We start from the raw sequence: 24,124 nt of genomic DNA on the forward strand, positions 1-24,124 counted from the left end.
GACCCACGGCCGCCTCCGCGCCGAGGCCGGGAACGACAACCGGAAGGGATCCATGCGCACCCGACACGTCTTCCACGCCGTCGACTCGCACACCGAGGGCATGCCCACGCGTGTGATCACCGGTGGCGTCGGGGTGATCCCCGGCGCCACCATGGCCGACCGCAGGCTCCACTTCATCGAGCATCTGGACCAGCTGCGCACCCTGCTCATGTACGAGCCGCGCGGCCACTCCGCGATGAGCGGCGCGATCCTCCAGCCCCCGACCCGCCCCGACGCCGACTGCGGGGTCCTCTACGTCGAGGTGTCCGGGCTGCTGCCCATGTGCGGTCACGGAAGCATCGGCGTGGCCACCGTCCTGGTCGAGACCGGCATGGTCCAGGTCACCGAGCCGGTCACGACGGTCCGCCTGGACACTCCGGCGGGCCTGGTCTCCGTCGACGTACGCGTGTCCGACGGCGCGGCCACCTCGGCCACCCTGACCAACGTCCCCGCGTTCTGCGTCGCCCTTGACCGCAAGGTGGAGGTGCCGGGGCACGGCACGCTCACGTACGACATGGCGTACGGCGGGAACTTCTACGCGTTCGTCCCGCTCGACGCCCTGGGGCTCCCGTTCGACCGGGCACGCAAGGGCGACCTGCTCGCGGCGGGGCTCGCCGTCATGGACGCGATCAACGCGTCGCCGGACCGCCCGACGCACCCCGAGCAGCCGGACATCAGCGGAGTCAAGCACGTCTATCTGGCCGCCCCGGGCTCGGACGCCCGCCGTTCGCGGCACGCGATGGCGATCCACCCGGGCTGGTTCGACCGCTCGCCGTGCGGGACGGGCACGTCGGCGCGGATGGCACAGCTGCACGCCCGCGGCGAGCTCCCGCTGGACCGGGACTTCGTGAACGAGTCGTTCATCGGCACGGAGTTCACCGGGCGGCTGGTGGCGGAGACGGAGGTGGCGGGGCTGCCCGCGGTCGTGCCCCGGATCACCGGCCGCGCCTGGATCACCGGCACGGCCCAGTACTTCCTTGACCCCGACGACCCCTTCCCCGCGGGTTTCCTCCTCTGAGCCCCTGAGTCCCTGAGCCCCTGAGCTCCGGAGTCCCTGGGCCCCCCAACTGGCAACGTGACATTGTACTTTGGTGATCCGCGCGGGCGCGGGTACGTACCACGGGCGCGGGGATCACCGGAGGGGACACCATGGGGCACCTGAAGCAGAAGAACCTCATCACCACCAGGGAGCGGCTGCGCGACCAGGTCGGCCACGCCCTGCGCGCCGCCCTGATCTCCGGCGAACTGCGCCCCGGCGAGATCTACTCAGCGCCCGGCCTCGCCGAGGACTTCGGCATCTCCGCGACACCGGTCCGCGAGGCGATGCTCGACCTGGCCAGGGAGGGCCTGGTCGAGCCCGTCCGCAACAAGGGTTTCCGGGTCACGGAGGTCAATGAGCGCGACCTCGACCAGTACACGGAGATCCGCAGCCTGATCGAGGTCCCCATGATCGGCCGGATCACCCGCACCGCGGCCCGGGAAGATCTGGAGGTGCTGCGTCCGGTCGCCCAGGAGATCGTGCGCGCCGCTCGCGACCACGACCTCATCGGCTATCTGGAAGCCGACCGCCGCTTCCACCTCTCGCTCCTCGCCCTGTCGGGCAACGACCGGCTGGTCGAAACGGTCGGCGACCTCCGCAAGCGCTCCCGCCTCTACGGACTGACGGCCCTGGACGAACGCGATCAGCTGACCCCGTCGGCCGAGGAGCACATTGAGCTCCTCGACCTGATGCTGTCCGGCGACGCGAAGGGCGCGGAGCGGTGCATGGCGCGACACCTGGGGCATGTGCGCTCCCTGTGGGCCGAGGGTCGCACCACGGCCGAGAGGCGCCCCACGGCCGAGAGGCGCACCACAACGCAAAAGAACCCCAGATGAACTGGGGTTCCTGCTGGTGTCCGAGGGGGGACTTGAATCTCCACCCGGGCACTAGCACTTTACTTAGCTGACCTGGGAAAACGCACCCGGCACGCCGCAGGCTTGACCAGCACCGTTGGTCATGCGTTCCCCCTGTTTCGGCCGTTTCGGACCGCTGTTGGTCATGCGTTGGTCACGTGACCAGCCCGCCCACGCCATTACTCAAGGCCGCCTCTGGCGGCGGGGGCGAGCACCACAGTTTTATGCGACAACACAAATATTGGCGTGACCGCATGGACGGCGACGGCACGCCCTCCGTACGGTCGTGGAGCCGCCCCACGAGGGGCGGGGGACAGGGGGTTTCACCATGGCTCGTGAGGAACTGACCCGACTCACCGGCAACGGCAACGGCAACGGGGGACCGTGCGGCAAGGACGACTGCCCGAACGTCTACCGCACCGCGTCCGGCTCCATCGTCGTCCAGGGCGACGTGTCCAAGGCATTCCAGCCCCCGGAGGGGGAAGGGCTTGTCGAGATCCCCGAGGACGTCCTGAAGGAGGCTGTCCGTGCTCTTGGCTGGTGAAGAGTGGGCCGCACGCTTTGAGGGTTTCCAGCGGGAAGCATGGCGTCTTGAGACCCTGCCGCAGTACCTCATGCCGCAGGAAGCCGAGGAGCTTCAGGCGTTCCGCGACGGCGCGCGTATCGACCCCGCAACGGTCCACAACGAGTACACAGACCGGCTCCGCAGGCAGGTCACGGAGGGACGCGTTCAAGGACGCGTCCACATCGTCACTCGACCTCTGTCTGAGTACCTGCGGTTCGAGTTCTCCCAGTACTACCGGCCGCACCTCTTGGCCGGGGAGCAGATCCGCATTCTCGACGTGACCGACAGAACCAACCCTCTTGAAGGGGTTCAAGACTTCTGGATGTTCGACCAGTCGGAAATCGTGCTCATGAACTATGAGCCTGACGGAAAGCAGATCAACCGCGAGGTATTCGAGGGCGACGTGGCCCCGTTCATCGAATACCAGCGAATCGCGGTAGCTGAGTCCGTACCCTTCGAGGAGTTCGTGAAGGGTCTTGAGCTTTGAGCCTGAACGGCTAGGTCAGTCCAGGTCGGACCTAGCGGAAGCACTGCGAAGCCTGCGGAAGCGAGCCGGGAAGACTCAGACCTGGCTCGCTCGCCGCTGCAACATGTCACAAACCAAGGTCAGCAACATGGAGAGCGGGAAACTCACTCCCGCCATTGTCGACGTAGAGCTGATCCTTGAAGCGCTTGGGACCGATGATCCGGCAGCCTCACAGATCCTCGAAATGGTTCGCACCGCGAATACCGAGTGGCAGGATCATTGGTCTTCTCGGCGTCGGGGCCTAGACAAGAAGCAGAACGAGCTAGCCAGGATCGAAACGGTTACAACAGAGTTCCGATTCTTCCTACTCTCGGCGATCACAGGGCTGCTTGCTACGCCGGAGTATGTGCGTGCCAGCATCGCGGATACTCCCGGAGACCAGTCCAAGACCATTGCGAAGAAGCTGGAACGCCAGAGCGTCCTCTACGACTCGTCAAAGTCGTTCACGTTCCTGCTGACGGAACAAGCCGTTCGCTGGCCCTTGCTGCCACCTCTCGCCATGGCAATGCAGCTCGACCGGCTGGCTTCGGTATCTCGAATTCCTAGTGTTCGGCTTGCGGTCATCCCTTTGGCAGGCCACATTTCGGAGATGCCGCTGAACACTTTCACGGTATACGACCGGCGACTAGCTACCGTGGAAACGGGCACTGGTGCATTGATCCTGCGGGACCATCGCGACGTGAACGCGTACCGCGAGGACTTCGAGAGGTACGAGTCGTACGCAGTGTTCGGAGACGAGTGCCGAGAACTCCTGAACGAGTGGTCTGGGATCTTTACCCGACAACGCGAATAACGCTAGAGGTCCCACGCCTGCGGGACGAGGGTGTAGCCATGCCGACCGAACCGAAGAAGGACAGTCAGAAGGCGCCGCAGGGTTGGCGGATGGACCCGATCCCAAGCCGTCCGGCATATCAGGATGATGATGGGAACATCCGTGTGCCTATTTGGCTGACGAAGAACGGTCGGCATATGGCAGACACAGAAATGGTCCTGCTTCCGTCAGAGGCCGCCTTACTGGCGGGCAACCTGACCAGCGCCATGGGGGACAACTCCCGGTCGGTGCTGCACGAGTTGTTCCGGGAGTCCGTGACGGCCCTTGCCCCTGGCGTTGTGTACGTGTCGAAGTCGGAGCAGTACCAGCCCTGAGTCTGCCCCCGTCATTGACCTCTCAGGAAGGCACACCCATGCCTGGAACCGACCTGTACAGCCTGCCCATCGACGGAGCCACGTTCTACAAGGCGTGCGGGGGCAACACACACCCCGACGGCGAGTCCTGCGCCACGCTGGCGAAGATCGGCCCCAACGCGTGGGCGTTGGGCGACAGCAAGCGGCCCGGCGCGGAGCCGTTGCGCTTCACCACCGATGAACTGAACGCGGCCGGTATCGACCCGGCCCGCTTCGGCCTGTCTGCCTGACGGCCAACCCTGACGCCTCCGGCCCTGGCTCACCCCCGAGAGACAGGGCCGGTCGGGCGCTCTTCCTCTTCCTGCACTGGACGGGACGACAGTTGCACCACCACGGCTACCTGTGGACTGGCTCCAAGCATCGGTTCGATGACGAGGCACTGAGACGGCCCCCGCACCCTGATCCCCCACTGGCCGATGGACCAGAGCTGATCCAGCGGTACAAGGAAGTGAGGACGGAGTTCCCAACCGTGGTCCTCCCACCGCTCGAAACGGCCCACTGGCTGATCAAGCCCGCGAAGTTGGTGCGCGGTACCTGGGAGGAGCCGAAGGAAGCGGCGGAATGGCTCGGGGAACAACTGACCCAGTACGCGCCCCGGTTCGCCTCCGAGTCCGACCGCGACAGTACGCGTCTGGCGCTACTGGTCCACTGCGCTGCCGAACGGCTGGGGTGGGGTGGAGACGTGTCCCACGGCTTCTACCTGGAGAGACCCGCGTTTCTGTCGGTAGCTCTGGTCACGTGCTCCCCGAACCGCGCCGCACCGGACCTTGCCTGCCCGACAGACGACATCCGATAAGGGGAGCACTCCACGATGCCCCGTTCGATCCTGCGCTATACGAAGCACCGGATCACCCAGCAACCGGACACAGAGGCGACGTTCGAGGCGAAGTGCCTGACGTGCGCCTGGGAGGCTAAGCCTGCGTCCGACGGCGCGACCGTCGACGTGGAGTGCATGAGCCACACCGGCCGAACGGGACACGCCCAGTTCCGACGCCTGTGCACATCGGTCGCCCTGGTCGAACGAGCGGAGTAGGGCCGAAGCAACGAAAGAGCCCCGGCCAGAATCGTCCCGGTTCTGCTCACGCACCGCGCGGGCTGGTTGCGGCACAGCGTCACCGGAACTGTCACCGCGGAGCGTGAAAACGGTGGCCGGTCGGCCAGTCTTCCCCGAGCGGTCCACCGTCACGATGATTGCGGGCAGTTCCTTGACCTCAGCGGCCGACGCCCCCACGTACGGAAGCACCTGAGACGACGTGGCCCGACCGCCGTGCAGTTCGATCCGGGCACGGACAGAGCGGCGCACGAGAGTGAACGCGGCCGTCAGGATCTCGTCCGTGATGGTCTCGGAGCATTCGGAGGCCGCAAGCAGGCGGTCAGTTCGGAGCCGTCCACCTTCGGCAGGCTCACGGGGCTTCCCCACCCTGGACGACGACGGAACCGCCCGCTTCCTGCCCTCGGTATGGGAGCCCTGCTGGGTATGAAGTGGTCCCTTATCAACTGTGCTGAGGTCGAGGAAGGGAACACCTACCGGCTGCGGAAGCTGACGAAAGACGGTGACGCCAACGCCGTGATCTACGTGGACCAGTCCGTGATGAACGTCCTCAAGTGGCAGAAGGAGCGCCAGGACGCGGAGAGGGGGGCGCCTCGGCTCCGCGTGGACTGATCACGACCTCGTGTTCGCCCGCGACGGCTTCAAGCTCTACCGAGGCGAAGCAGGAGGACCCCAGGCACAGCATGGTCACGAACGATCTGGAGGCCGGGAGAACCCCGTAAAGGTCTCCGCCAACGTCCGGCACCACTCGCCGGGCTGCACCATGGCCCGCTACGGCCACAGCAGGAAGAACGGAGCCCGGAAGCTCACCGCCTCCGGAGCCGACAGGCTCGGCCTGTCATCCCTGGTCTGACCTGGGAGATCTCTGGTCTATTGGTCACGTGGTCGGTCACGCCACACCCCAGAAAAGCAAAAAACCCCACGCGAAGTGGGGTCTCAGCTGGTGTCCGAGGGGGGACTTGAACCCCCACGTCCGATAAAGGACACTAGCACCTCAAGCTAGCGCGTCTGCCATTCCGCCACCCGGACAAGGTGTCTGCCGCTCGGGGTGTTCCCCGCGGCGACATGGACAACAATACCAAGGTTTCGGAGTGCCTTTCACCTGCGTATCCGCCCGCTGGCCGCGAGATGCACGGTGGCCCGCACGACCCCGCCTAGAGTCTCACCATGAGTGACGGGTTGATTACCGGTGCGGCTGGGGTGCTGGGCGACATGAAGGGGCGCCGCCCTCGGATGCTGTCCCCGCTGCGCGAGCACCTGCGGGACACCATGTGGTTCGCGCCGACCGCGGGGCTGCTGGGGGCCATGCTCCTGTGGTGGGCCGCTGCGGAACTGGACGCGCAGATCGTCGCGACGCTGCGGGACGACGGCGACTACGACGCGATCAAGGACCTGATGGGCATCGCCGACGACGCCAAGGCGGTGATCAGCACCATCGGCAGCGCCATGATGACGTTCATCGGTGTCGTCTTCAGCATTTCGCTGGTCGCCGTCCAGATGGCCAGCGGCCAGTTCAGCCCGCGGGTGGTGCGGCTGTACGTCCGGTCCCGCATCACCAAGATCACGCTCACCGTGTTCATGGCGACGTTCCTCTTCTCCCTGCTGACGCTCACGTCGTTCGACAGCGAGCGGGACCCCCGGCTCCTGACGAGCGTCCCGCTGATCGAGGCGGTGCTCGCGATGGCGATGGTGCTGTTGAGCCTGCTGCTGTTCGTGGCGTACGTGAACGGCACGGTGCGGATGATGCGGATCGGCTTCGTTATCGACAGGATCGCGCACGAATCGTTCCGGGTCGCCGTGAAACAGCCCACGGAGCTGCCGGTCGACACCGGGCAGCTCGGTCCTGAGACGGCACGGGTCACCCACCACGGCAGGGCCGGGGTACTGAGGGATGTGAACATCGCGCGGGCCGTGCGGGCGGCCCGGCGCCAGGGGGTCGTCCTGCGGCTGATCCCACGGATCGGGGACTTCGTGGTGCCGGGGACGCCCGTGTTCACGGTGCACGGCGGTGCCGCGCCCTCGCGCCGCGCGCTCGGCTACACCGTGTACGTGGGCGTCGAGCGCACCTTCCACCAGGACCTCGGCTTCGGCCTGCGGCAGCTGTCCGACATCGCGCTGCGGGCCCTGTCCCCCGCGGTGAACGACCCCACGACCGCCGTACAGGCGCTGGACCGCATCGTGCAGTTCCTGGCGTCGATCGCCCCGTACCCGCTGGGCGCGCTCGGCCACCGCGACCGGCGCGGTGCGCTGCGGCTCGTCCAGTCGGTGCCGGACTGGACCGCCCTTGTCGATCTGGGCTTCACCGAGATCAGAGGGTGTGCGCTCGGTAACCCTCAGGTGACCCGGCGCATGCTGGCCGGTCTCGACGATCTCCTGCTGCTCGCCCCCGCGGAACGGCGCGAGCCGCTGCTGCGGCACCGGGAGCTCCTCGCGCAGGCAGTGGAGCGCTCGGTGCCGGAAGCGGCGGACCGCGCGTTCGCGCTGACGCCGGACCGCCAGGGCATCGGCTGACGCCCCGGAGCTCCGGGGGCCCTTCCCGCCGTCGGGCAGAAGGGCCCCACCCGTCCCGCCGTACGGTCAGTCGCCGCAGCGTCCGGAGCGCAGCGAGTGCAGGTGCTCGCTGGACTTGCGGGCGAATGCGTAGGACTCGACCGGGTTGTCGTGCTCGGTCTGCCAGTGGTGGTAGCGGCGGCCGTGGTGCGTACGGGCGGTCACCTTCGACAGGAACTTCTTGTAGTCGATGTCACCGTCACCGACATCCGTCATGCGGTAACCGTCGCGAGCGGTCTCGTCGCGGATGCCGTCCTTCACGTGGAACAGCGGGTAGCGGTGCGGCTGCTTGAGCACGTAGTCGAGCGGTTCGAAGGGCGCGGGGGTGCCGTCGAGGCGCTTGCCGAAGCGGAACTGGGCGCTGAACGCCCAGTAGATGTCCATCTCCAGGTACACGAAGTCGGGATCGGTCTCGGCGAGCAGTACATCGTAGAGGCGGACGTTCGGCTTGTCGGTGGCGAAGGAGAACTCCTCGGCATGGTTGTGCTGGTAGAACTTCATGCCGCGCTTGCGGGCCGCTTCCCCGTACGTGTTGAAGTCCTCCGCCGCACGTTTCCAGGCGTCGACGGTGGTGCCGTAGCGGAAGGGGCCTGAGGCGGTGCCGATGTGCTTCAGACCGAGTGCCTCAGCCTCGTCGAGGACCTTGGTGAGGTTCTGCGCGAACGTATAGGCGTTGGGATTGTTGTCGTCGTAATAGCCGACGTGCGAGCCGATGGGGTGCAGTCCGTGGTCACGGGCCAGCGCCTTGAGCTGGGCGAGGGTGATGGCGCCCGCCGAGCCCTGGGTGTACCCGGCGAATTCGATCTCGTCGTACCCGTACCTCTCCAACTCGGTGAAGACCGGGGCGAATCCGACCGTCGAGATCTTGTCGCGCAGGCTGTAGAGCTGGATGCCGAGCCGGCCCGGCGGCAGAACCGGGTGCCCCTTCCCGTGGCCGCGTCCTGCGGCGGGCGCGGCGGCGGCCGTCGGGGTAGCGGCGCCCACGAGGGCCGCGGCGGTGGCTCCGGCCGCCACGCCGAGCATGCCGCGTCGGCTGAGTCTGCGGGCGAGTTCGGGATCGGTGGCGGATGCCTTGTGGCTCATGTGGTTCTCCTCGGCAGGGTCAGGGGCGCATCAGGGATGGGTTCGAAGAACGGATCAGGGATCGCTGGGGGTCGGACCCTGATGGCAGGGCCCGAGCTGTCTGGTTCAGTGGAGATCAAGCAGATTCAGCGGCGCGGTCCGGCGGACGTCAGCGCAGGCCCGCGAGGTCGAGCAGGAGCGATTTCACATCGGTGGCCGCGACGCGGCCGCTGACGGCACGGGGGGTGGAGCACAGAATGAGCGGACTTTCGTCCTCGCTCGTGGGAAGGCGGCCATGGCTGCCGCGAATAGGTGACGGGTCCAGAGGCACGACCGCCATGCGGTAGCGCATGCCGAGCTTCTTGCGGGCCAGCGCGCCCGCGGCCTTGACGCGGACGTAGGGGTCCTCCGGGTCCATGAAGAGTTCGACGGGGTCGTAGCCGGGTTTGCGGTGAATCTCGACGAGCTGTGCGAAGTCGGGCGCGCGGGCGTCGTCGAGCCAGTAGTAGTACGTGAACCAGGCGTCCGGCTCCGCGACGGCGACGAGTTCGCCGGAGCGCGGGTGGTCCAGGTGGTGTGCCTTCTTGCCTTCGTCGTCGAGGAGTCGCTCGATGCCGGGGACGTCCTTGAGGGCGGCGCGGGTGGCGTCAAGGTCTTCCGGGCGGCGGACGTAGACGTGGGCGATCTGATGGTCGGCGACGGCGAAGGCGCGGGACGCCATCGGGTCGAGGTACTCCATGCCGTCCTGGGTGTGCACTTCGAGGAGCCCGGCGCGGCGCAGCACCCGGTTGATGTCGACGGACCGGCTCACCCGGGTGATGCCGTACTCGGAGAGGGCGACGACGGTCCGTCCCTCGGCTTTCGCGTCGTCCAGGAGCGGTGCGATGGTCGCGTCCAGCTCGGCGGCCGCCCGGAAGGAGCGCGGGTCGTCGGGGCCGAAGCGCTGCAGGTCGTAATCGAGATGAGGGAGGTAGCACAGGGCCAGGTCGGGGTGGCGGGTGTCGATGACGTGCCGGGTGGCGGCCACGATCCAGCGGCTGGACACGATGTCGGCGCCGGGGCCCCAGAAGTGGAAGAGAGGGAACGTGCCGAGTTTCTCGGTGAGTTCGTCGTGAAGGGCCGGGGGCCGGGTGTAGCAGTCGGGTTCTTTGCGGCCGTCGGCGTAGTAGACGGGGCGGGGGGTGATGGTGAAGTCGGTGTCGGCGCCCATGGCGTACCACCAGCAGATGTTGGCGACGGTGTAGCCGGGGTGGGCGCGGCGGGCGGCGTCCCACAGTTTGTCTCCGGAGACCAGGCCGTTGTGCTGCCGCCACAGGAGTACGTCGCCGAGTTCGCGGAAGTACCAGCCGTTGCCGACGATGCCGTGTTCGGCGGGGGTGGTGCCGGTGAGGAAGGTGGACTGGGCGGCGCAGGTGACGGCGGGCAGGACGGTGCCGAGCGGTGCTCTGGATCCGGACTGGCCGAGTGCTTTGAGGTGCGGCATGTGGTCGAGGAGGCGCGGGGTGAGGCCGACGACGTCCAGGACCAGCAAGGGGGTCGGGGTCATGGCAGTTCCTTGAGGCCGAGTTCGGTCAGGAGGTCGCGGGCGAGGGCGAGTTCGGCGGCGATGCCCTCGGCGAGCTGGGTGCGGCCGCGCGGGCGCAGCGCGGGCGGGAGGGCCTGCCAGGTGTAGGTCTCGACCTCGAGGTGACGGGTGAGCGGGGTGGGTCCGCCGACGAGCCGGGTCAGGACGTCCTGGAGCACGGGAAGCGTGGAGGTGAGGGGCGCGGCGGGGGCCGCGTGCAGGGGAACGTGGAAGTGGGCGCGCCAGGGCGCCGTGTCGGGCAGCGTGCCGGGGGTGAGGGCTTCGCCGAGGTCGTCGGTGCCGTGCAGGCCCGCGTCGGTCAGGGTGCGGGTCTGGTGGAGGAAGCGGGGTTCGTCGAAGGCCGCCAGTGCTTCGCGTACTTCGGGGAGATGGGGGTGTTCGGCATGGAGCGCGGCGGACAGCTGCGACTTGACGACGGGGATGCCCGCGACGGCGAGGGCGTCGAGCGCGGTCTTCGGGTTCTCGAAGGAGGTGGCGAGATGGCAGGTGTCGACACAGACACCGATGCGGTCGTGGCCGACCGCGGTGAGTGGGGAGATGGCGTCGGCGGTCGTCTCGACGGTGCAGCCGGGTTCCGGTTCCAAGCCGATGCGGATCGATCGTCCGGTGAGCTCGGTGAGGGCGTCGAGGCGCTCGGCGAGCGTGGTGAGGGCCGTGCGGGCGGCCTCGGCGTGGGTGGCGTCGAACGGAGCGCGCCAGGCGATCGGAAGGGTGGAGATGGTCCCTTCGGTGACATCGTCGGGGAGCAGGGCGGCGAGCAGCCGGGCCAGGTCAGTGGTGTGGCTCAGACGTTCCGGGTCGGTCCAGTCCGGCTTGTACACGCGGTACTTGACCTGTTCGGCGCCGAAGCCCTCATAGGGGAAGCCGTTGAGCGTGACGACTTCGAGGCCGCGCCGGACGAGTTCGGTGCGCAGGTCGCGCAGCGCGGCCGGGTCGGTGACCAGGGCATGGGCGGCGTCCTTGGCGAGCCACAGCCCGATGCCGATGCGGTCCCTGCCGAGCCGTTTGCGCACGGGCTCGCAGTGGTCGCGGAGCTGGGCCAGGACGCCGTCGAGGGTCTCGGCCGGGTGGACGTTCGTGCAGTAGGCGAGGTGGACGGTGGAGCCGTCGGGGTGCCGGAAGCGCATGGTTCACGACCCTCCGCGCAGGATGGAGTTCCCTTCGTGGGTGGCGGCGTCCGGTTCTCGCACATCGAGCTGGAGACGGCCACTGAGGCCGTAGAAGGCCACGGGGTTGCGCCACAGCACGAGGTCGACGTCGTCCTCGTCGTACCCGGCCGACAGCATGGCGTCGGCGACCTTGCGGGTCTTGAGCGGGTCGCTCTTTCCCCAGTCGGCGGCGCTGTTGATCAGGACGCGGTCGGGCCCGACGTCACGCAGGATCTCGATCATGCGTTCCTCGTCCATCTTGGTGTCGGGATAGACGGAGAAGCCCAGCCAGCAGCCGCTGTCCTTGGCCTCCTTGACGGTCGTTTCGTTGAGGTGGTCGATCAGGACACGGTCAAGGGGCAGGGCGGACGCGCGGACGGCGTCGATGGTGCGGCGCAGGCCGGCGAGCTTGTCGCGGTGCGGGGTGTGCACGAGAGCGGGAAGCTCGTGGTCGGCGGCGAGTTGCAGCTGGGTGGCGAGTGCGGAGTCCTCGGCCGGGGTCATGGAGTCGTAGCCAATCTCCCCGACGGCGACGACGTTGTCCTTGACGAGATAGCGGGGCAGCTCCTCGAGGACGGGCGTGCAGCGGGGGTCGTTCGCCTCCTTGGGGTTGAGGGCGATCGTGCAGTGGTGGGCGATGCCGTACTGAGCGGCACGGAAGGGTTCCCAGCCGAGGAGGGAGTCGAAGTAGTCGAAGAAGGAGGCGGGCGACGTGCGGGGCTGGCCGAGCCAGAAGGCGGGTTCCACGACCGCACGGACACCGGCGGCGTACATCGCCTGATAGTCGTCGGTGGTGCGGGAGGTCATGTGTATGTGGGGATCGAAGATGCGCATCAGGACTCCTACTGCTCGCCGGTCACAGGGCCTGCGGGGGCCGAGGGAGCCGCCGGGGCCGCGGTGGGCCCGGGGGCGGTCAGAGACAGGACGCGTTGCAGGTCGCCGGGGACGGGGCGGCCGGCCGCGGTCCGCTCGCTCGCGTAGTCGCCGAGCATCCGGGCGAGTTCGCCGTCACCGCGGGCGCGTCTCGGCAGATCGGCGACGGCGTCCACGGGGACACCGGTGAAGAGGCACTTGAGGACGGCGTGTCGCCAGTCGTGCGGGGCGAGGTGTGCGGCGGCGTACGGGCCGACGGCCGCGGCGACCAGCCGGGTGTCGTTGGTGCGCAGAGCGTCCTCGACCATCGGGAGCGCCTCGGGGCCGGGCACCAGGTGGGGCAGGGCGTGCAGGACGGCGCGACGCTCGGCGGCGGTGCCTTGCGCGTAGATGCGAGAGAGAGTGGCGGGAGCGGCGTTCGCCGCGTGCAGGAGCAGGATGCGGGCGGCGTCCGCGTGGTCGGTCCCACAGCGGCGTCCGGCCTCGGCGAACCTCAACTCCCAGGTGGGGGCGGGCCCCTGCCTCTGTCCCTCCGGTCGCCCGTCGTGTGCCGTGGCCTCGGCGACAGCCTGGTCGAGCCAGGCGCGGGCGGCTCCACCGAGGTCGGCTTCGAGGCGAGCGCGGTGGGCGACTATCCCGGGGGTGTCGTGGGCGGGCGTGTCGTGGGCGGGGGTGCCGGTCACAGGAGGCCTCCTTCGGCGGGCGCGACGGCAGCGGCCACGGTGGCGGCTTGGGCGGCGCCGCCTGCTTGGGCGGGGGCGGTGTCGGCGGCGCGGTTCAGGAAGTCGATAGACCGGGCGGCGAGTTCGGGGCCCGCGTGGGAGTGGCGGGGCAGTTCGACGACCGTCAACCCCTGGTAGCCGCTGGTGGCCAGGGCCTCGAGGACGGGCGGGAAGTCGATCTCTCCGTCCCCGAAGGGCAGGTGCTCGTGGACTCCGCGGCGCATGTCCTCGATCTGGACGTGCCGCAGCCAGGGGGCGGCGGCTCGTACGCAGTCCGCGGGAGGGAGCGGTTCGAGGCACTGGCAGTGGCCGATGTCGAGGGTGAGGCCGAGGAGGTGGGGGTCGGGGTCGTCGAGCGCGTGGCGCAGCCGGTGGAAGTCGGCGAGTGAGGAGAGGAGGTGGCCGGGTTCCGGTTCGACCGCCAGCGGGACACCGGCGTCCGACGCGGCGTCGAGCACCGGGCCGAGGGCGTCGGCGAGGCGCCGCCAGGCGGTGTCGTCCGAGGTGTCCGCCGGGATGGTGCCGCTGAAGCAGTGCACAGCGTGGGCGCCCAGGTCCGCGGCGACCTGGACGGCACGGATCAGGAGGCGGACCCGGTCGGAGCGGTGCTTCGGATCGGGGTCGAGGAGGGAGGGGCCGTGTTTGCGGCGCGGGTCCAGGACGTAGCGGGCGCCCGTTTCGACGGTGGCGGTCAGACCGAGGTGGTCGAGTCTGCGGGCCACCGTGCGGGTGCGGGCGGCGAGATCGGGGGCGAGGGGGTCGAGGTGCATGTGGTCGAGGGTCAGACCGACTCCGGCATAGCCGAGGTCGGCGAGGAGACCGAGGGCGTCGTCGAGGCGCAGGTCGGTGAGGCCGTTGGTGCCGTAGCCGAACCGGAGCGAGCTGAGGGGGTTCGGGGGCCGTGGAGTGGTTCCGCTGGTACCGCCTGTACTGCCCGTACCGCTGGTTCCGTTGTTACCGCTGGTTCCGCTCATGTGACGCTCACCTTCCGTGCGAACTTCCGGGCGGCGGGGGCGAGGGCGGCGGTGAGCAGGGCGGTGCCCGTGGCGCCGGCGCGGGCGGCGAGCGCGGCCTGTAGCGGGATCATGGCGCGGATCCCACCGCCGACGGCCCGCTGGGTGAGGGGCGGTGAAGGATTGAGCACGGCGTGAAAGAGGGGTTTCGCGGCGGTGCCGGTGTAGGCGAGAGCCAGCGCGGCGGGGAGGGAGTGCCGGGCGACGCGTAGCGCGGTGCCGATGCTCGATGGACCGGTGCTTGATGTGCCGATGCTTGCGGTGCCCGTGCTTGTGGTGCTGGTGCTTGTGGTGCTGGTGCTTGTGCTGGTGGTGCCGGTCCGGCGATTGCCCTCACCGGAGGGCCAAGGCAGGCCGCCTCCCACCACCCCGGCCAGTGCCGTCGTCACCGCCAGCGCGGCCAGGGGCGCTGCCGAGGAGCCACCCTGGGCCTCGCGGCGGGAGACCGCGGTGACGGCGAGGGTGTGGGCGGCGAGGGCGCCCGCGGAGGGGGCCGCTGCCTTGGTGCTCCGGTCGCCGTCCAGGCCAGGGCCCGCCGTGGCGGTCGCGCCGAGGAGCAGGTCGAGGCCGCGTGCGGCGGCCATGGCTGCCGGTCCTGCGGGCGTGTGCTTCAGGCCGAGGTCGTAGGCCCATACCGTCGCGGCCAGGGCGCCCGCCGTCGCCAGGGACGGTCGGCCCGCGCGGGAGGCGAGGGTCAGGCCGGCGACGGTGAGGGCGGTTGCCGCGGCGAGGGCCGCGGGGGGTGCGATGCGGCCGGAGGGCAGGGGGCGTTCGGGGCGCTCTACGGCGTCTTCGGCGCGGTCCGCCCAGTCGTTGAGGGCCATGCCGGCCTCGTACAAGCAGAGGGAGGAGCCGATGGCGAGGAGAGTACGGCGGTTGGGGCGCAGGCTGGTCGTCGCCGCACCCGCGAGGGCGTCGCCCGGGACGGTGAACAGGGCGGGGACGCGAAGGAGTTCGGCCCAGGCGCGCGCGGCGTTCACGATGCGTCACCCGCCGGTACGGCGTCCTCGGGGGCCACCCGCACCGACCGGCCGCTCGGACCACTCCGGACGCCCCGAGCCGCCCGAGCCGCCCCCACCACCAACCACTCCCCCCAGCCCCCACCCATCCCGACCGTCCCGACCGTCCCGACCGTCCCGGCCACGACGCCCCTACCCCTCATCGCTCATCGCCCAACTGCGCCGCGAACCCGACCAGTGCCGCGTACTGCTCGCCCAGGGCTGATGGTGCTCCGGGGTCCGGGTCCTTGAAGTAGAAGGACAGGGCGGGGAGTGCGCCGGAGAGGCCGCGTTCGTGGGCGCGGGATGTCAGGCGGGCGAGGTCCAGGATCAAGGGGGCCGCGAGGGCCGAGTCACAGCCCTGCCAGGTGGTCTGCAGGACCATGCGGGTGCCGAGGAAGCCGTCGAAGGCGACGTGGTCCCAGGCCGTCTTCCAGTCGCCGAGGGAGGGCACGTCGTCGATGTGGACCTCGCCCTCGGGGGCGGCGCCGAGAGTGTCGGCGAGGACGCGTTCCTTGCCCGCGTTCTTCGCGGCGGCGGCCGCCGGGTCGGCAAGGGCGGCGCCGTCCCCGCCGCCCAGGAGGTTGGTGCCGGACCAGGCCCGGACGGCGAGTGCCCGTTGCGCGAACATCGGGCCGAGCACGGAGCGCAGCAAGGTTTGGCCGGTCTTGCCGTCGCGGCCCGCGTGCGGGAGGCCGGAGGTGCGGGCGGCCTCGGTGAGGCGGGGGTGGTGCAGGCCGGTGGAGGGGGTGAAGTTCACGTAGGGGCAGTCGGCGCGCAGTGCTGCGGCCGCGTAGAGGGAGCTGGCGGGGAGCCGCTGGTCGTCGTGGGAGGGGCGCGGTTCGGTGGAGGCGACGTTCAGCACCACCGCGCGGGCCAGGCCCCGGCGGCGTACGAAGTCGCGCAGGTCGGCGGCGAAGGCGTCGATGAGCTCCTCGTCGCTGCGGGTGTCACCCGGCTGCGGCCCGCCGGGGCGTATCTCGGCGTCCGCGGCGGCGAGTTCGGCGTGTACGGCCGAGGGGAGGCCGTGCGGCAGGACGCCGCCGGCGGCGAGCTCCTCGGCGCGTTTGGGCAGCGGGCAGCTGATGGTGTCGTGGCCGCCGAAGACGAGGGAGGGCAGAGGGGGCAGGCCGCAGTCCAGGAAGGGTTGTGTCTCGGTGACCATGCCGGTGGGCGCGTGGAGTCCGGCTGTCAGCGCCGCGCAGCCCGCGACGGCCGTGGTCGCGACAGAGCCGCGCGCCCCGATCAGCCAGACCCCGACAGGAGAGGACTCGACAGGAGAGGACTCGGCGGGAGAGGCCCCGGCGGGGGAAGTGGAGAGCGCAGATGTAGGGGTCGCGGATGTAGAGGTCGCGGATGTGGACACGGCTGCCTCCTGCCATGGCTCAGGAGCTCGGGAAACACGACTCGGGAGCTCGCGGAACGTGAGTGCGGTGCAAGACGGCGGGCGGAGGTCCGGCGTCCTCCGCCCGCCGCCGTCTAGCGGCCCACGCCCGGACCGGTCGGTGCGGGTGGGCCGGAGCGGTGCGTCGGCAGGTCCTTCATCCGGATGTTCCGGAAGGAGACCTCGTCGCCGTCGCCGTGGTTCTGCAGGCCGATGTGGCCCTGGAGCAGGCTGCGCGCCGGATCGGTGTTGGTGTAGTCGTTGATCTGTACGCCGTTGAGGTAGATGCGAAGGCGTTCGCCCTCGACGCGGATCTCGTAGGTGTTCCACTCCCCCGGTGGGTTGAGGGCCTTGTCGCGCTTCTTCAGGTCGGCGGACCGGAAGCCGTAGACGGAGCCCGTGGTCTTCTCGGGGACGTCGGTGGCGTCGATCTGGATCTCGTAGCCGTTGTTCACGGCCGACCAGGGGTCGTCGGAGGGCGGGAAGCCGACGAAGATCCCGGAGTTGTCGTCCCCGGCCGCCCGCCAGTCGAGCTTGAGCGAGTACGAGCCGAGTTCGCGCCGGTCGTACCAGAGCATGCCCATGCCGCCGGTGCTCGTGAGCGTTCCGTCGTCCTCGTTGAGTGCGAAGGAACCGGGTCCCGCCTGTTTCCAGCCCTGGAGGGAGGCCGCCGTGCCGTCGAAGAGCGGCGTGTAGCCCTTCTCGGGCCGGCAGTCGGCCTGGGCCGCGCCGACCGCCCACCGTATGCCGCCCAACAGGTGCTTGCGGAAGGCCGGTTCGGCGAACGACTCCTTGGTGTGGCCGCCGCCCGTGTAGAAGGAGCGGCCGCCCTCGTAGCTCTGGCACCAGGCGATGGGGTGGTCGCCCGACATGGTGCCGCCGGTGTACGACGACTCGTCGAGCGTGGCGAGCACGCGGGCCCGGTCGCGGGGGTTGGAGCGGTAGTTGTACCACTCGTCGGTGCGGTCCCAGCTGCCGGTGCCGAGGTGGGCGGTGGCCGGGTGCGCGTGGTCCGCCACGTGTACCTTCGCGGGCTGGATCGCGGGGTGCGACTGGAAGTAGGCGCCCGCGAGCCCACCGTAGAAGGGCCAGTCGTACTCGGTGTCGGCGGCGGCGTGCACGCCCACGTAGGCGCCGCCGCCGCGGACGTACCGTTCGAAGGCCGCCTGCTGGGCGGCGTCAAGGACGTCGCCGGTGGTGGAGAGCCAGACCACGGCGTCGTAGCGGGCGAGGTTCTTGGCCGTGAAGGCCTTCGCGTCCTCGGTCGCGTCGACGGCGAAGCCGTTCTCCGCGCCCAGTTCCCTGACGGCCGTGATGCCCGCGGGGATCGAGTCGTGCCGGAACCCGGCGGTCTTGGAGAAGACGAGCACGCGCTCGCCGTTCCTGCCAGGACCCGGCTTCGAGGACGCCGTTCCCGAGGCGCACCCGATGAGCAGGGCGGCCACCGCCGTCGCGGTGATGATGCGGGCTCGTCCGCGCATCGCGGTCACCTCTTCCGGCCGGCGACGGCCTTGGTGGTGAGGGTGAAGTCGTCCACGTCGTACAGCGCGCCGGTGCCCGAGCCCTTGAAGACCAGGTACAGGGTCGTGGTCCCCGACGGCGCCTTCGTGATGGCGGTGCTGACGTCGGTGTACGTCTCCCACGAGCCGGTCAGCGCGACCTTCGCGGAGCCGAGGAGCCTGCCCGTCGCCGATCCGCTGCGTACTTCCAGGGTGCCACCGGACCCGGCGGAGGCGACCCGGGCGGTCATTTTGGTGACGTTGCCGAGGATGTACGGCTTGAAGGAGACCCAGTCGCCGTTGTGGATGTCGCCGACGGTCTTGCCGCCATGTGCGGGGGTGTGGTTGATCACGGAGACGCCCTTGGAGTCGCCGTAGTGCTCGCCCTGGCGGTGCTTGGGCTGGACGATGTTCTGGTCGTGGGTGGTCAGCGCGGGCTGCCCGCCTGCGCCCTTGTCGGTGTATTCGGCGTCGAAGACCCCGAATATGTTGGCGTTGGGGTCGTGCTCGCCGTCCGCCGACGTCTGCAGAGTGCCCTCACAGCCGTTGGCCGAGGTGACCGGGTGGCCATGGCTGTCGTGGCCGAGGATGTGGGTGACCTTGACCTTGGTGCAGTCGATCGGGCCGTCTTCCTTGTCGGTCACCTTCACCTTGAAGGGCACCTTGTCGCCGAAGGTGAACAGCTGGCCGTCGCCGGGGAGTTCCAGGGTCACCTTGGGCGCGGTGTTGCCGACGGTGACGTGTGCGCTGGCCGAGCCGGTGCGCCCGGTGGAGTCCTTGACGGTGACGGTGGCTGCGTAGACGCCGTTCTTCTTGTACGTGTATGTGGGGTTCTGCTGGGTGGACTTGCCGCCGTCGCCGAAGTCCCAGGCATAGGTGAGCGTCCCGCCGTCGGCGTCGGTGGCCTTGGCGGTGAACTTCGTCTTGAGCGGGGCCTGGCCGCTGGTCACCGAGGAGCTCGCCTCGACGATCGGGGAGTGGCCGTCGGTGGCGTTCTCGATGCGGAAGAGGGCGGAGTTCTCGTCGCCGTTGAAGTAGCCGGTGCCGTAGTCGAGGACGTACAGCGCGCCGTCGGGGCCGAAGGCCATGTCCATGACCTGCGTCCCGGTCCACGGGAACGCGTTGATCTTGGAGACGGTGCCGTCGGTGCCCTGCTCGATGCGCTTGATCCAGCGGCGGCCGAACTCACCGGCGAAGAAGTCACCGTCGTACGCCTCGGGGAACTTCACCGGGGAGTTGTTCGCGGCGTCGTAGCGGTAGACCGGGCCACCCATCGGGGACTCGGAGCCGGTGCCGAACTCGGGGACCGAGCCGCCGTCGTAGGGGATCCAGGCTTCCTGCGCGGGGGGCAGGTCGGTGAGGCCGGTGTTGTGCGGCGAGTCGTTCTTGGGGGCCGCGCAGTCGAAGGCCGAGCCGGAGGTGCCGGTCGCGAAGTCGTAGTCGAGGTAGGCGTCGTTCTTGCCGGTGCAGTACGGCCAGCCGAAGTTGCCGGGCTTGGTGACGCGGGCGAACTCGACCTGGCCCGCCGGGCCGCGCTTGGGGTCGGCCGCGCCGGCGTCGGGCCCGTAGTCCCCCACGTACACCGTGCCGGTGGGCTTGTCGACGCTCAGCCGGAAGGGGTTGCGGAAGCCCATCGCGTAGATCTCGGGGCGGGTCTTCTCGGTGCCCTTGGCGAAGAGGTTGCCGTCCGGGACCGTGTAGGAACCGTCGTCGGCGACCTTGATGCGCAGGATCTTGCCGCGCAGGTCGTTGGTGTTTCCGGCGCTGCGCCGGGCGTCGAAGGCCGGGTTGCGGCTGGCGCGCTCGTCGATGGGGGTGAAGCCGTCCGAGGCGAACGGGTTGGAGTCGTCGCCCGTCGAGAGGTAGAGGTTGCCGTCCTTGTCGAAGTCGATGTCGCCGCCGACGTGGCAGCAGATGCCGCGGTTCGCGGGGACGTCGAGGACCTTCTTCTCGCTGGCGGCGTCGAGGGTGCCGTCGTCCTTCAGGACGAAGCGGGAGAGGCGGTTCACGCCGTCGAACTTCTTGAAGTCCTCGGCCGTGCCGTTCTCCGGGGCGTCGCCCGCGGGGGTGTCCAGCGGGGGCGCGTAATAGAGGTAGACCGCGTGGTTCTCGCTGAACTTCGGGTCGATGCCGACGCCCTGCAGGCCCTCTTCGTCGTGCGAGTAGACGGGTATTTTGCCCGCGACCTTGGTGTCGCCTGCCGCGTTCGTCAGGCGCAGCGTGCCGTCGCGGGAGGTGTGCAGGACCGAGCGGTCCGGGAGCACGGCGAGCGTCATGGGCTCGCCCATCTCCGGCTCGCCCTTGGCGAGCGTGACCTGCTGGAAGTCCTCGGCGGCGGGGGCGGTCGCCGAGGGCGGGTCCGCCGGGGCGGCGCCGGCGTGCGGTACGGCGAGGGTGAGACTGGCGCCGGTGAGCACGGTGCCGGTGAGCAGGGCGAGCGTCGTGCGGAGTCTGGGGCGTTTCCTGTGCACGGGTTCCTCCGGAAGGGGGGACGGTCGTACGGGGTGGGTGCGCCGTGCGCCGGGGTGCGCCGTCACCCCGGAACGTTCATGTCCTGTACACCTCAAGGACGGTAGCCACGTTTGTCCCGGGCGGAAAGCCCTTACGCGGCATGGAAGTTGAACTTTTTCCTGTCAATGGACAAACATCAGGGTTGGCCGGGCCTGTCGGGGCCGCCGAACGCCGCGTCGAACGACGCCGTCGGAGCCTCGAAGTCGAACGCCTTCAGATGCGCCAGGGCCTCCGGCGCGCCCTGGAGCCGGTCCATGCCCGCGTCCTCCCACTCCACCGAGACGGGACCTTCGTACGCGATGGAGCGCAGCATCCGGAAGACGTCCTCCCAGGGGACGTCGCCGTGGCCCGCCGACACGAAGTCCCAGCCGCGGCGCGGGTCGCCCCACGGCAGGTGCGAGCCGAGGCGGCCGTTGCGGCCGTCGAGGCGGCGCCGGGCCTCCTTGCAGTCGACGTGGTAGATGCGGTCGCGGAAGTCGTAGAGGAAGCCGACCGGATCGAGGTCCTGCCAGACGAAATGGGACGGGTCGAAGTTCAGCCCGAACGCGGCACGGTGGCCGACGGCCTCCAGGGCCTTGTGCGTGGTCCAGTAGTCGTACGCGATCTCCGACGGGTGCACTTCGTGCGCGAACCGCACGCCTTCCGCGTCGAAGACGTCCAGGATCGGGTTCCAGCGCTCGGCGAAGTCCTCGTAGCCGCGCTCGATCATCGACTCCGGGGCGGGCGGGAACATCGCGACCAGATGCCAGATCGACGACCCCGTGAAGCCGACGACCGTCTCGACGCCGAAGGCCGCGGCTGCCCGCGCGGTGTCCCTGATCTCCGCGGCGGCCCGCTGTCGCACCCCTTCTGCCTCGCCGTCGCCCCAGATCCGGGCGGGCAGGATCGCCTGGTGCCGCTCGTCGATGATCGCGTCGCAGACGGCCTGGCCGACGAGGTGGTTGGAGACGGCCCAGCACTTGAGCCCGTACTTGTCGAGCAGCGCGTGCCTGCCGTCCAGGTAGGCCGGGTCGGCGAGCGCCTTGTCGACTTCGAAGTGGTCGCCCCAGCAGGCGAGTTCGAGGCCGTCGTAGCCGAAGTCGCGGGCGAGGCGGCAGACCTCTTCGAGCGGCAGGTCGGCCCACTGTCCTGTGAAGAGCGTGAACTGGCGCGGCATGGCGGGCCTCCTCAGGCGGGGATCGGCGTGTAGACGGAGTTCTTCGCGGCGCTCTCCTCCACGGCGGCGAGCACCCGCTGCACGGAGAGGCCGTCGGCGAAGGAGGGTTCGGGCCGCCCTCCGGTGGCGATGGCGTGCAGCAGGTCGCGGGCCTGGTGGACGAAGGTGTGCTCGTAGCCGAGGCCGTGGCCCGGCGGCCACCAGCCCTCCAGATACGGGTGGTCGGGCTCGGTGACGAGGATGCGGCGGAAACCGGACGACGCGGCGGGCTCGGTGTGATCGTGGAAGGAGAGCTCGTTCAGCCGCTCCAGGTCGAAGGCCAATGACCCTTCGGAGCCGTTGAGTTCGACGCGCAGCGCGTTCTTGCGGCCCGCGGCGAACCGGGTCGCCTCGAAGGAGGCGAGGGCGCCGGAGGGGAACCGGCCCGTGAAGAGCGCCGCGTCATCGACCGATACCGTGCCGAGTCCGCCCCCGCCCGTGCCCCCGCCCCCGCCCGTGCCCCCGCCCGCGGCCGTGAGCCCGCTGGACGCATTCTCCAGGAGCGGCCGTTCGCGCACGAAGGTCTCGGTGAGCGCCGACACCCCGGCCACCGGCTCCCCCACCAGGAACTGCGCGAGGTCCACGATGTGGGCCCCCAGGTCACCGAGCGCACCGGAGCCCGCACGGTCCTTCTGCAGCCGCCAGGTGAGCGGGAACTCCGCATCGACCAGCCAGTCCTGAAGGTACGTCAGGCGTACGTGCCGCAGCGCGCCGATCCGCCCTTCGGCGACCATTCGCCGGGCGAGCGCGAGAGCGGGCACCCGGCGGTAGTTGAAGCCGACCATGGCCACCTGGCCGCGTGCGCGGGCCCGTTCGGCGGCCTCGGCCATCGCCTCCGCCTCCTCGACGGAGTTCGCGAGGGGCTTCTCGCACAGCACGTGCTTGCCCGCCTCCAGGGCGGCGAGAGCGATCTCCGCATGGCTGTCGCCCGGTGTGCAGATGTCGACGAGGTCGACGTCGTCCCGGGCGATCAGGGCGCGCCAGTCGGTCTCGGCGGCTGCCCAGCCGAGCCGGTCGGCGGCGGCGCGCACGGCGCCGCCGTCGCGCCCGCAGACGGCCGAGAGCACCGGCCGCACCGGCAGGTCGAAAACGCGCCCCACGGTGCGCCAGCCCTGGGAGTGGGCGGCACCCATGAAGGCGTAGCCGATCATGCCCACTCCCAGTGGCCGCTTGCCTTCCGGCCCGTCTTCGGCCCCGGTCTCGGTTCCCGTCTCACGCATGCGGTACTCCTCCTCGTAATCGCTCGGTGGGGGGTGCGGGCGTGCGCATCACTTGAAGCCGGTGGACATGTACCGGCCGACGTTCTCCTTGTCGACCACGGCGGAGTAGCAGGTCACGAAGGACGGGATCTCGAACTCCGCCATGCCGCTGACGCCCTTGCCCTGTCCGAGGGCGCGCGCCAGGTCGATGGCGGAGGCGGCCATGGTGGGCGGGTAGAGGACGGTGGCCTTCAGGACGCTGTTGTCCGCCTCGATGGCCTGCATGGCGGAGAGCGCGCCCGCGCCGCCCACCATCAGGAAGTCGTCGCGGCCCGCCTGCTTGATGGCGCGCAGGGCGCCCACACCCTGGTCGTCGTCGTGGTTCCACAGGGCGTCGAAGTTCTTCTGCGCCTGAAGGAGTTGGGACATCTTCGACTGTCCGGACTCGACGGTGAAGTCGGCGGCCTGGCGGGCGACCTTCTTGATGTTCGGGTAGTTCTTGAGGGCGTCGTCGAAGCCCTTGGAGCGCTGCTTCGTGAGCTCCAGGTTGTCGAGACCCGCGAGCTCCACGACGCGGGCGTCCTTCTTGTCCTTGAGCTTCTCACCGATGTACTGCCCGGCACTCAGGCCCATGCCGTAGTTGTCGCCGCCGATCCAGCAGCGATAGGCCTGCGGGGAGGCGAAGACGCGGTCGAGGTTGACGACGGGGATGCCTGCCCTCATGGCCTTCAGGCCGACCCGGGTGAGGGCCTTGCCGTCGGCCGGCAGGATCACCAGGACGTCGACCTTCTTGTTGATCAGCGTCTCGACCTGGCCGATCTGCGCCGCGGTGTCGTTGGACCCCTCGGTGGCCTCGAGCGTGACGTCCTCGTACTTCTCCGCCCGCTTCTTGGCCTGGTCGTTGATGGCGTTGAGCCAGCCGTGGTCGGCCTGGGGCCCGGCGAAGCCGATGGTGACCTTCTTGCCCGGCTTGTCGTCGGCGACCTGCTGCGACGTGTCGGCGGAGCCCTCGTCATCCTTGGCATCGTTGCTGGTGCACCCCGTGACGAGGGCGCCGGTGGACAGGGCGGCGGCTCCGAGGAGCAGCCCTCTGCGGCTCGTGTTGGTCGGCATGAGTGAACCCCTC

General features: G+C 69.6%; 24 protein-coding genes and 1 tRNA gene. 11 read left to right on the plus strand and 14 right to left on the minus strand.

The annotated features are described in order from the left end of the window. Nucleotides 1-52 precede the first annotated feature (52 nt). From ABZ953_RS36075 to ABZ953_RS36120, 10 genes are all read left to right on the plus strand, one after another. On the plus strand, nucleotides 53-1,057 hold the full coding sequence (locus ABZ953_RS36075) for a proline racemase family protein (RefSeq protein WP_361733174.1): 1,005 nt from the start codon (nucleotides 53-55) through the stop codon (nucleotides 1,055-1,057). 131 nt (nucleotides 1,058-1,188) lie between these two features. Next, nucleotides 1,189-1,914 (plus strand): GntR family transcriptional regulator, encoded by a 726-nt coding sequence (locus ABZ953_RS36080; RefSeq protein WP_361733176.1) that lies wholly within the window; start codon nucleotides 1,189-1,191, stop codon nucleotides 1,912-1,914. A gap of 346 nt (nucleotides 1,915-2,260) precedes the next feature. Continuing rightward, entirely contained in the window at nucleotides 2,261-2,476 is a 216-nt protein-coding gene (locus ABZ953_RS36085) for a hypothetical protein (protein WP_361733177.1), read from the plus strand. Next, nucleotides 2,460-2,984, plus strand: a complete 525-nt coding sequence (locus ABZ953_RS36090) for a DUF6879 family protein (protein WP_361733179.1) — start codon at nucleotides 2,460-2,462, stop codon at nucleotides 2,982-2,984. Before ABZ953_RS36085 ends, ABZ953_RS36090 begins: the two co-directional genes overlap by 17 nt. Beyond that, a complete protein-coding gene (locus ABZ953_RS36095) occupies nucleotides 2,974-3,816 on the plus strand; it encodes a helix-turn-helix transcriptional regulator (protein ID WP_361733181.1) in 843 nt (280 codons plus the stop codon). Before ABZ953_RS36090 ends, ABZ953_RS36095 begins: the two co-directional genes overlap by 11 nt. A gap of 38 nt (nucleotides 3,817-3,854) precedes the next feature. Continuing rightward, nucleotides 3,855-4,169, plus strand: coding sequence for a hypothetical protein (locus tag ABZ953_RS36100; RefSeq protein ID WP_361733183.1), 315 nt, complete (start codon nucleotides 3,855-3,857; stop codon nucleotides 4,167-4,169). 38 nt (nucleotides 4,170-4,207) lie between these two features. Then, a complete protein-coding gene (locus ABZ953_RS36105; protein WP_361733185.1) occupies nucleotides 4,208-4,438 on the plus strand; it encodes a DUF397 domain-containing protein in 231 nt (76 codons plus the stop codon). 92 nt (nucleotides 4,439-4,530) lie between these two features. Then, nucleotides 4,531-5,004 carry a hypothetical protein gene (locus tag ABZ953_RS36110; protein WP_361733187.1) on the plus strand — a complete coding sequence of 158 codons (474 nt, stop codon included), beginning with the start codon at nucleotides 4,531-4,533 and terminating at the stop codon, nucleotides 5,002-5,004. Nucleotides 5,005-5,019: 15 nt separating this feature from the next. Next, nucleotides 5,020-5,241 (plus strand): hypothetical protein, encoded by a 222-nt coding sequence (locus ABZ953_RS36115; RefSeq protein WP_361733188.1) that lies wholly within the window; start codon nucleotides 5,020-5,022, stop codon nucleotides 5,239-5,241. Nucleotides 5,242-5,685: 444 nt separating this feature from the next. Further along, nucleotides 5,686-5,871, plus strand: a complete 186-nt coding sequence (locus ABZ953_RS36120; protein WP_361733189.1) for a hypothetical protein — start codon at nucleotides 5,686-5,688, stop codon at nucleotides 5,869-5,871. Nucleotides 5,872-6,200: 329 nt separating this feature from the next. On the opposite strand, the gene ABZ953_RS36125 is transcribed toward ABZ953_RS36120, so the two are convergent. Beyond that, a tRNA-Leu gene (locus tag ABZ953_RS36125) sits at nucleotides 6,201-6,288 on the minus strand. A gap of 138 nt (nucleotides 6,289-6,426) precedes the next feature. On the opposite strand from ABZ953_RS36125, the gene ABZ953_RS36130 reads away from it, so the two are divergent. Beyond that, nucleotides 6,427-7,770, plus strand: coding sequence for a DUF2254 domain-containing protein (locus ABZ953_RS36130; RefSeq protein WP_361733190.1), 1,344 nt, complete (start codon nucleotides 6,427-6,429; stop codon nucleotides 7,768-7,770). A gap of 66 nt (nucleotides 7,771-7,836) precedes the next feature. Here ABZ953_RS36130 and ABZ953_RS36135 read toward each other — a convergent pair whose 3' ends face one another. The 13 genes from ABZ953_RS36135 to ABZ953_RS36195 all read right to left on the minus strand — a co-directional run bounded on the left by ABZ953_RS36135 (nucleotide 7,837) and on the right by ABZ953_RS36195 (nucleotide 24,111). Next, complete coding sequence (locus ABZ953_RS36135) at nucleotides 7,837-8,892, minus strand: sugar phosphate isomerase/epimerase (protein ID WP_361733192.1); 1,056 nt, start codon at nucleotides 8,890-8,892, stop codon at nucleotides 7,837-7,839. A 148-nt stretch (nucleotides 8,893-9,040) separates the two neighbouring features. Further along, a complete protein-coding gene (locus ABZ953_RS36140; protein WP_361733194.1) occupies nucleotides 9,041-10,417 on the minus strand; it encodes a nucleotide pyrophosphatase/phosphodiesterase family protein in 1,377 nt (458 codons plus the stop codon). Continuing rightward, complete coding sequence (gene eboE / locus ABZ953_RS36145; protein ID WP_361733196.1) at nucleotides 10,414-11,583, minus strand: metabolite traffic protein EboE; 1,170 nt, start codon at nucleotides 11,581-11,583, stop codon at nucleotides 10,414-10,416. The genes ABZ953_RS36140 and eboE overlap by 4 nt, the downstream gene beginning before the upstream one ends. Nucleotides 11,584-11,586: 3 nt before the next feature. Beyond that, nucleotides 11,587-12,438 carry a TatD family hydrolase gene (locus ABZ953_RS36150; RefSeq protein WP_361733198.1) on the minus strand — a complete coding sequence of 284 codons (852 nt, stop codon included), beginning with the start codon at nucleotides 12,436-12,438 and terminating at the stop codon, nucleotides 11,587-11,589. Nucleotides 12,439-12,446: 8 nt separating this feature from the next. Then, entirely contained in the window at nucleotides 12,447-13,112 is a 666-nt protein-coding gene (locus ABZ953_RS36155; RefSeq protein ID WP_361733228.1) for an EboA domain-containing protein, read from the minus strand. 44 nt (nucleotides 13,113-13,156) lie between these two features. Beyond that, on the minus strand, nucleotides 13,157-14,173 hold the full coding sequence (locus ABZ953_RS36160; RefSeq protein WP_361733200.1) for a sugar phosphate isomerase/epimerase family protein: 1,017 nt from the start codon (nucleotides 14,171-14,173) through the stop codon (nucleotides 13,157-13,159). Next, nucleotides 14,170-15,192, minus strand: coding sequence for an SCO3242 family prenyltransferase (locus tag ABZ953_RS36165; protein WP_361733202.1), 1,023 nt, complete (start codon nucleotides 15,190-15,192; stop codon nucleotides 14,170-14,172). Before ABZ953_RS36165 ends, ABZ953_RS36160 begins: the two co-directional genes overlap by 4 nt. Before the next feature lie 178 nt (nucleotides 15,193-15,370). After that, nucleotides 15,371-16,459, minus strand: a complete 1,089-nt coding sequence (locus tag ABZ953_RS36170; RefSeq protein ID WP_361733230.1) for an inositol-3-phosphate synthase — start codon at nucleotides 16,457-16,459, stop codon at nucleotides 15,371-15,373. A gap of 230 nt (nucleotides 16,460-16,689) precedes the next feature. Beyond that, on the minus strand, nucleotides 16,690-18,075 hold the full coding sequence (locus ABZ953_RS36175; RefSeq protein WP_361733204.1) for a ThuA domain-containing protein: 1,386 nt from the start codon (nucleotides 18,073-18,075) through the stop codon (nucleotides 16,690-16,692). 5 nt (nucleotides 18,076-18,080) lie between these two features. Beyond that, nucleotides 18,081-20,564 (minus strand): PQQ-dependent sugar dehydrogenase, encoded by a 2,484-nt coding sequence (locus tag ABZ953_RS36180; RefSeq protein ID WP_361733205.1) that lies wholly within the window; start codon nucleotides 20,562-20,564, stop codon nucleotides 18,081-18,083. Between the two features lie 176 nt (nucleotides 20,565-20,740). Next, nucleotides 20,741-21,760, minus strand: coding sequence for a sugar phosphate isomerase/epimerase family protein (locus ABZ953_RS36185; RefSeq protein ID WP_361733207.1), 1,020 nt, complete (start codon nucleotides 21,758-21,760; stop codon nucleotides 20,741-20,743). 11 nt (nucleotides 21,761-21,771) lie between these two features. Next, the gene (locus ABZ953_RS36190; RefSeq protein ID WP_361733209.1) at nucleotides 21,772-23,019 is read right to left on the minus strand and encodes a Gfo/Idh/MocA family oxidoreductase; all 1,248 of its coding nucleotides are present in this window, start codon (nucleotides 23,017-23,019) and stop codon (nucleotides 21,772-21,774) included. Nucleotides 23,020-23,067: 48 nt separating this feature from the next. Beyond that, complete coding sequence (locus ABZ953_RS36195; RefSeq protein WP_361733210.1) at nucleotides 23,068-24,111, minus strand: substrate-binding domain-containing protein; 1,044 nt, start codon at nucleotides 24,109-24,111, stop codon at nucleotides 23,068-23,070. Between the last annotated feature and the right edge of the window lie 13 nt (nucleotides 24,112-24,124).

Source organism: Streptomyces sp. NPDC046465 (genome assembly GCF_040646035.1).
GTDB lineage: Bacteria > Actinomycetota > Actinomycetes > Streptomycetales > Streptomycetaceae > Streptomyces.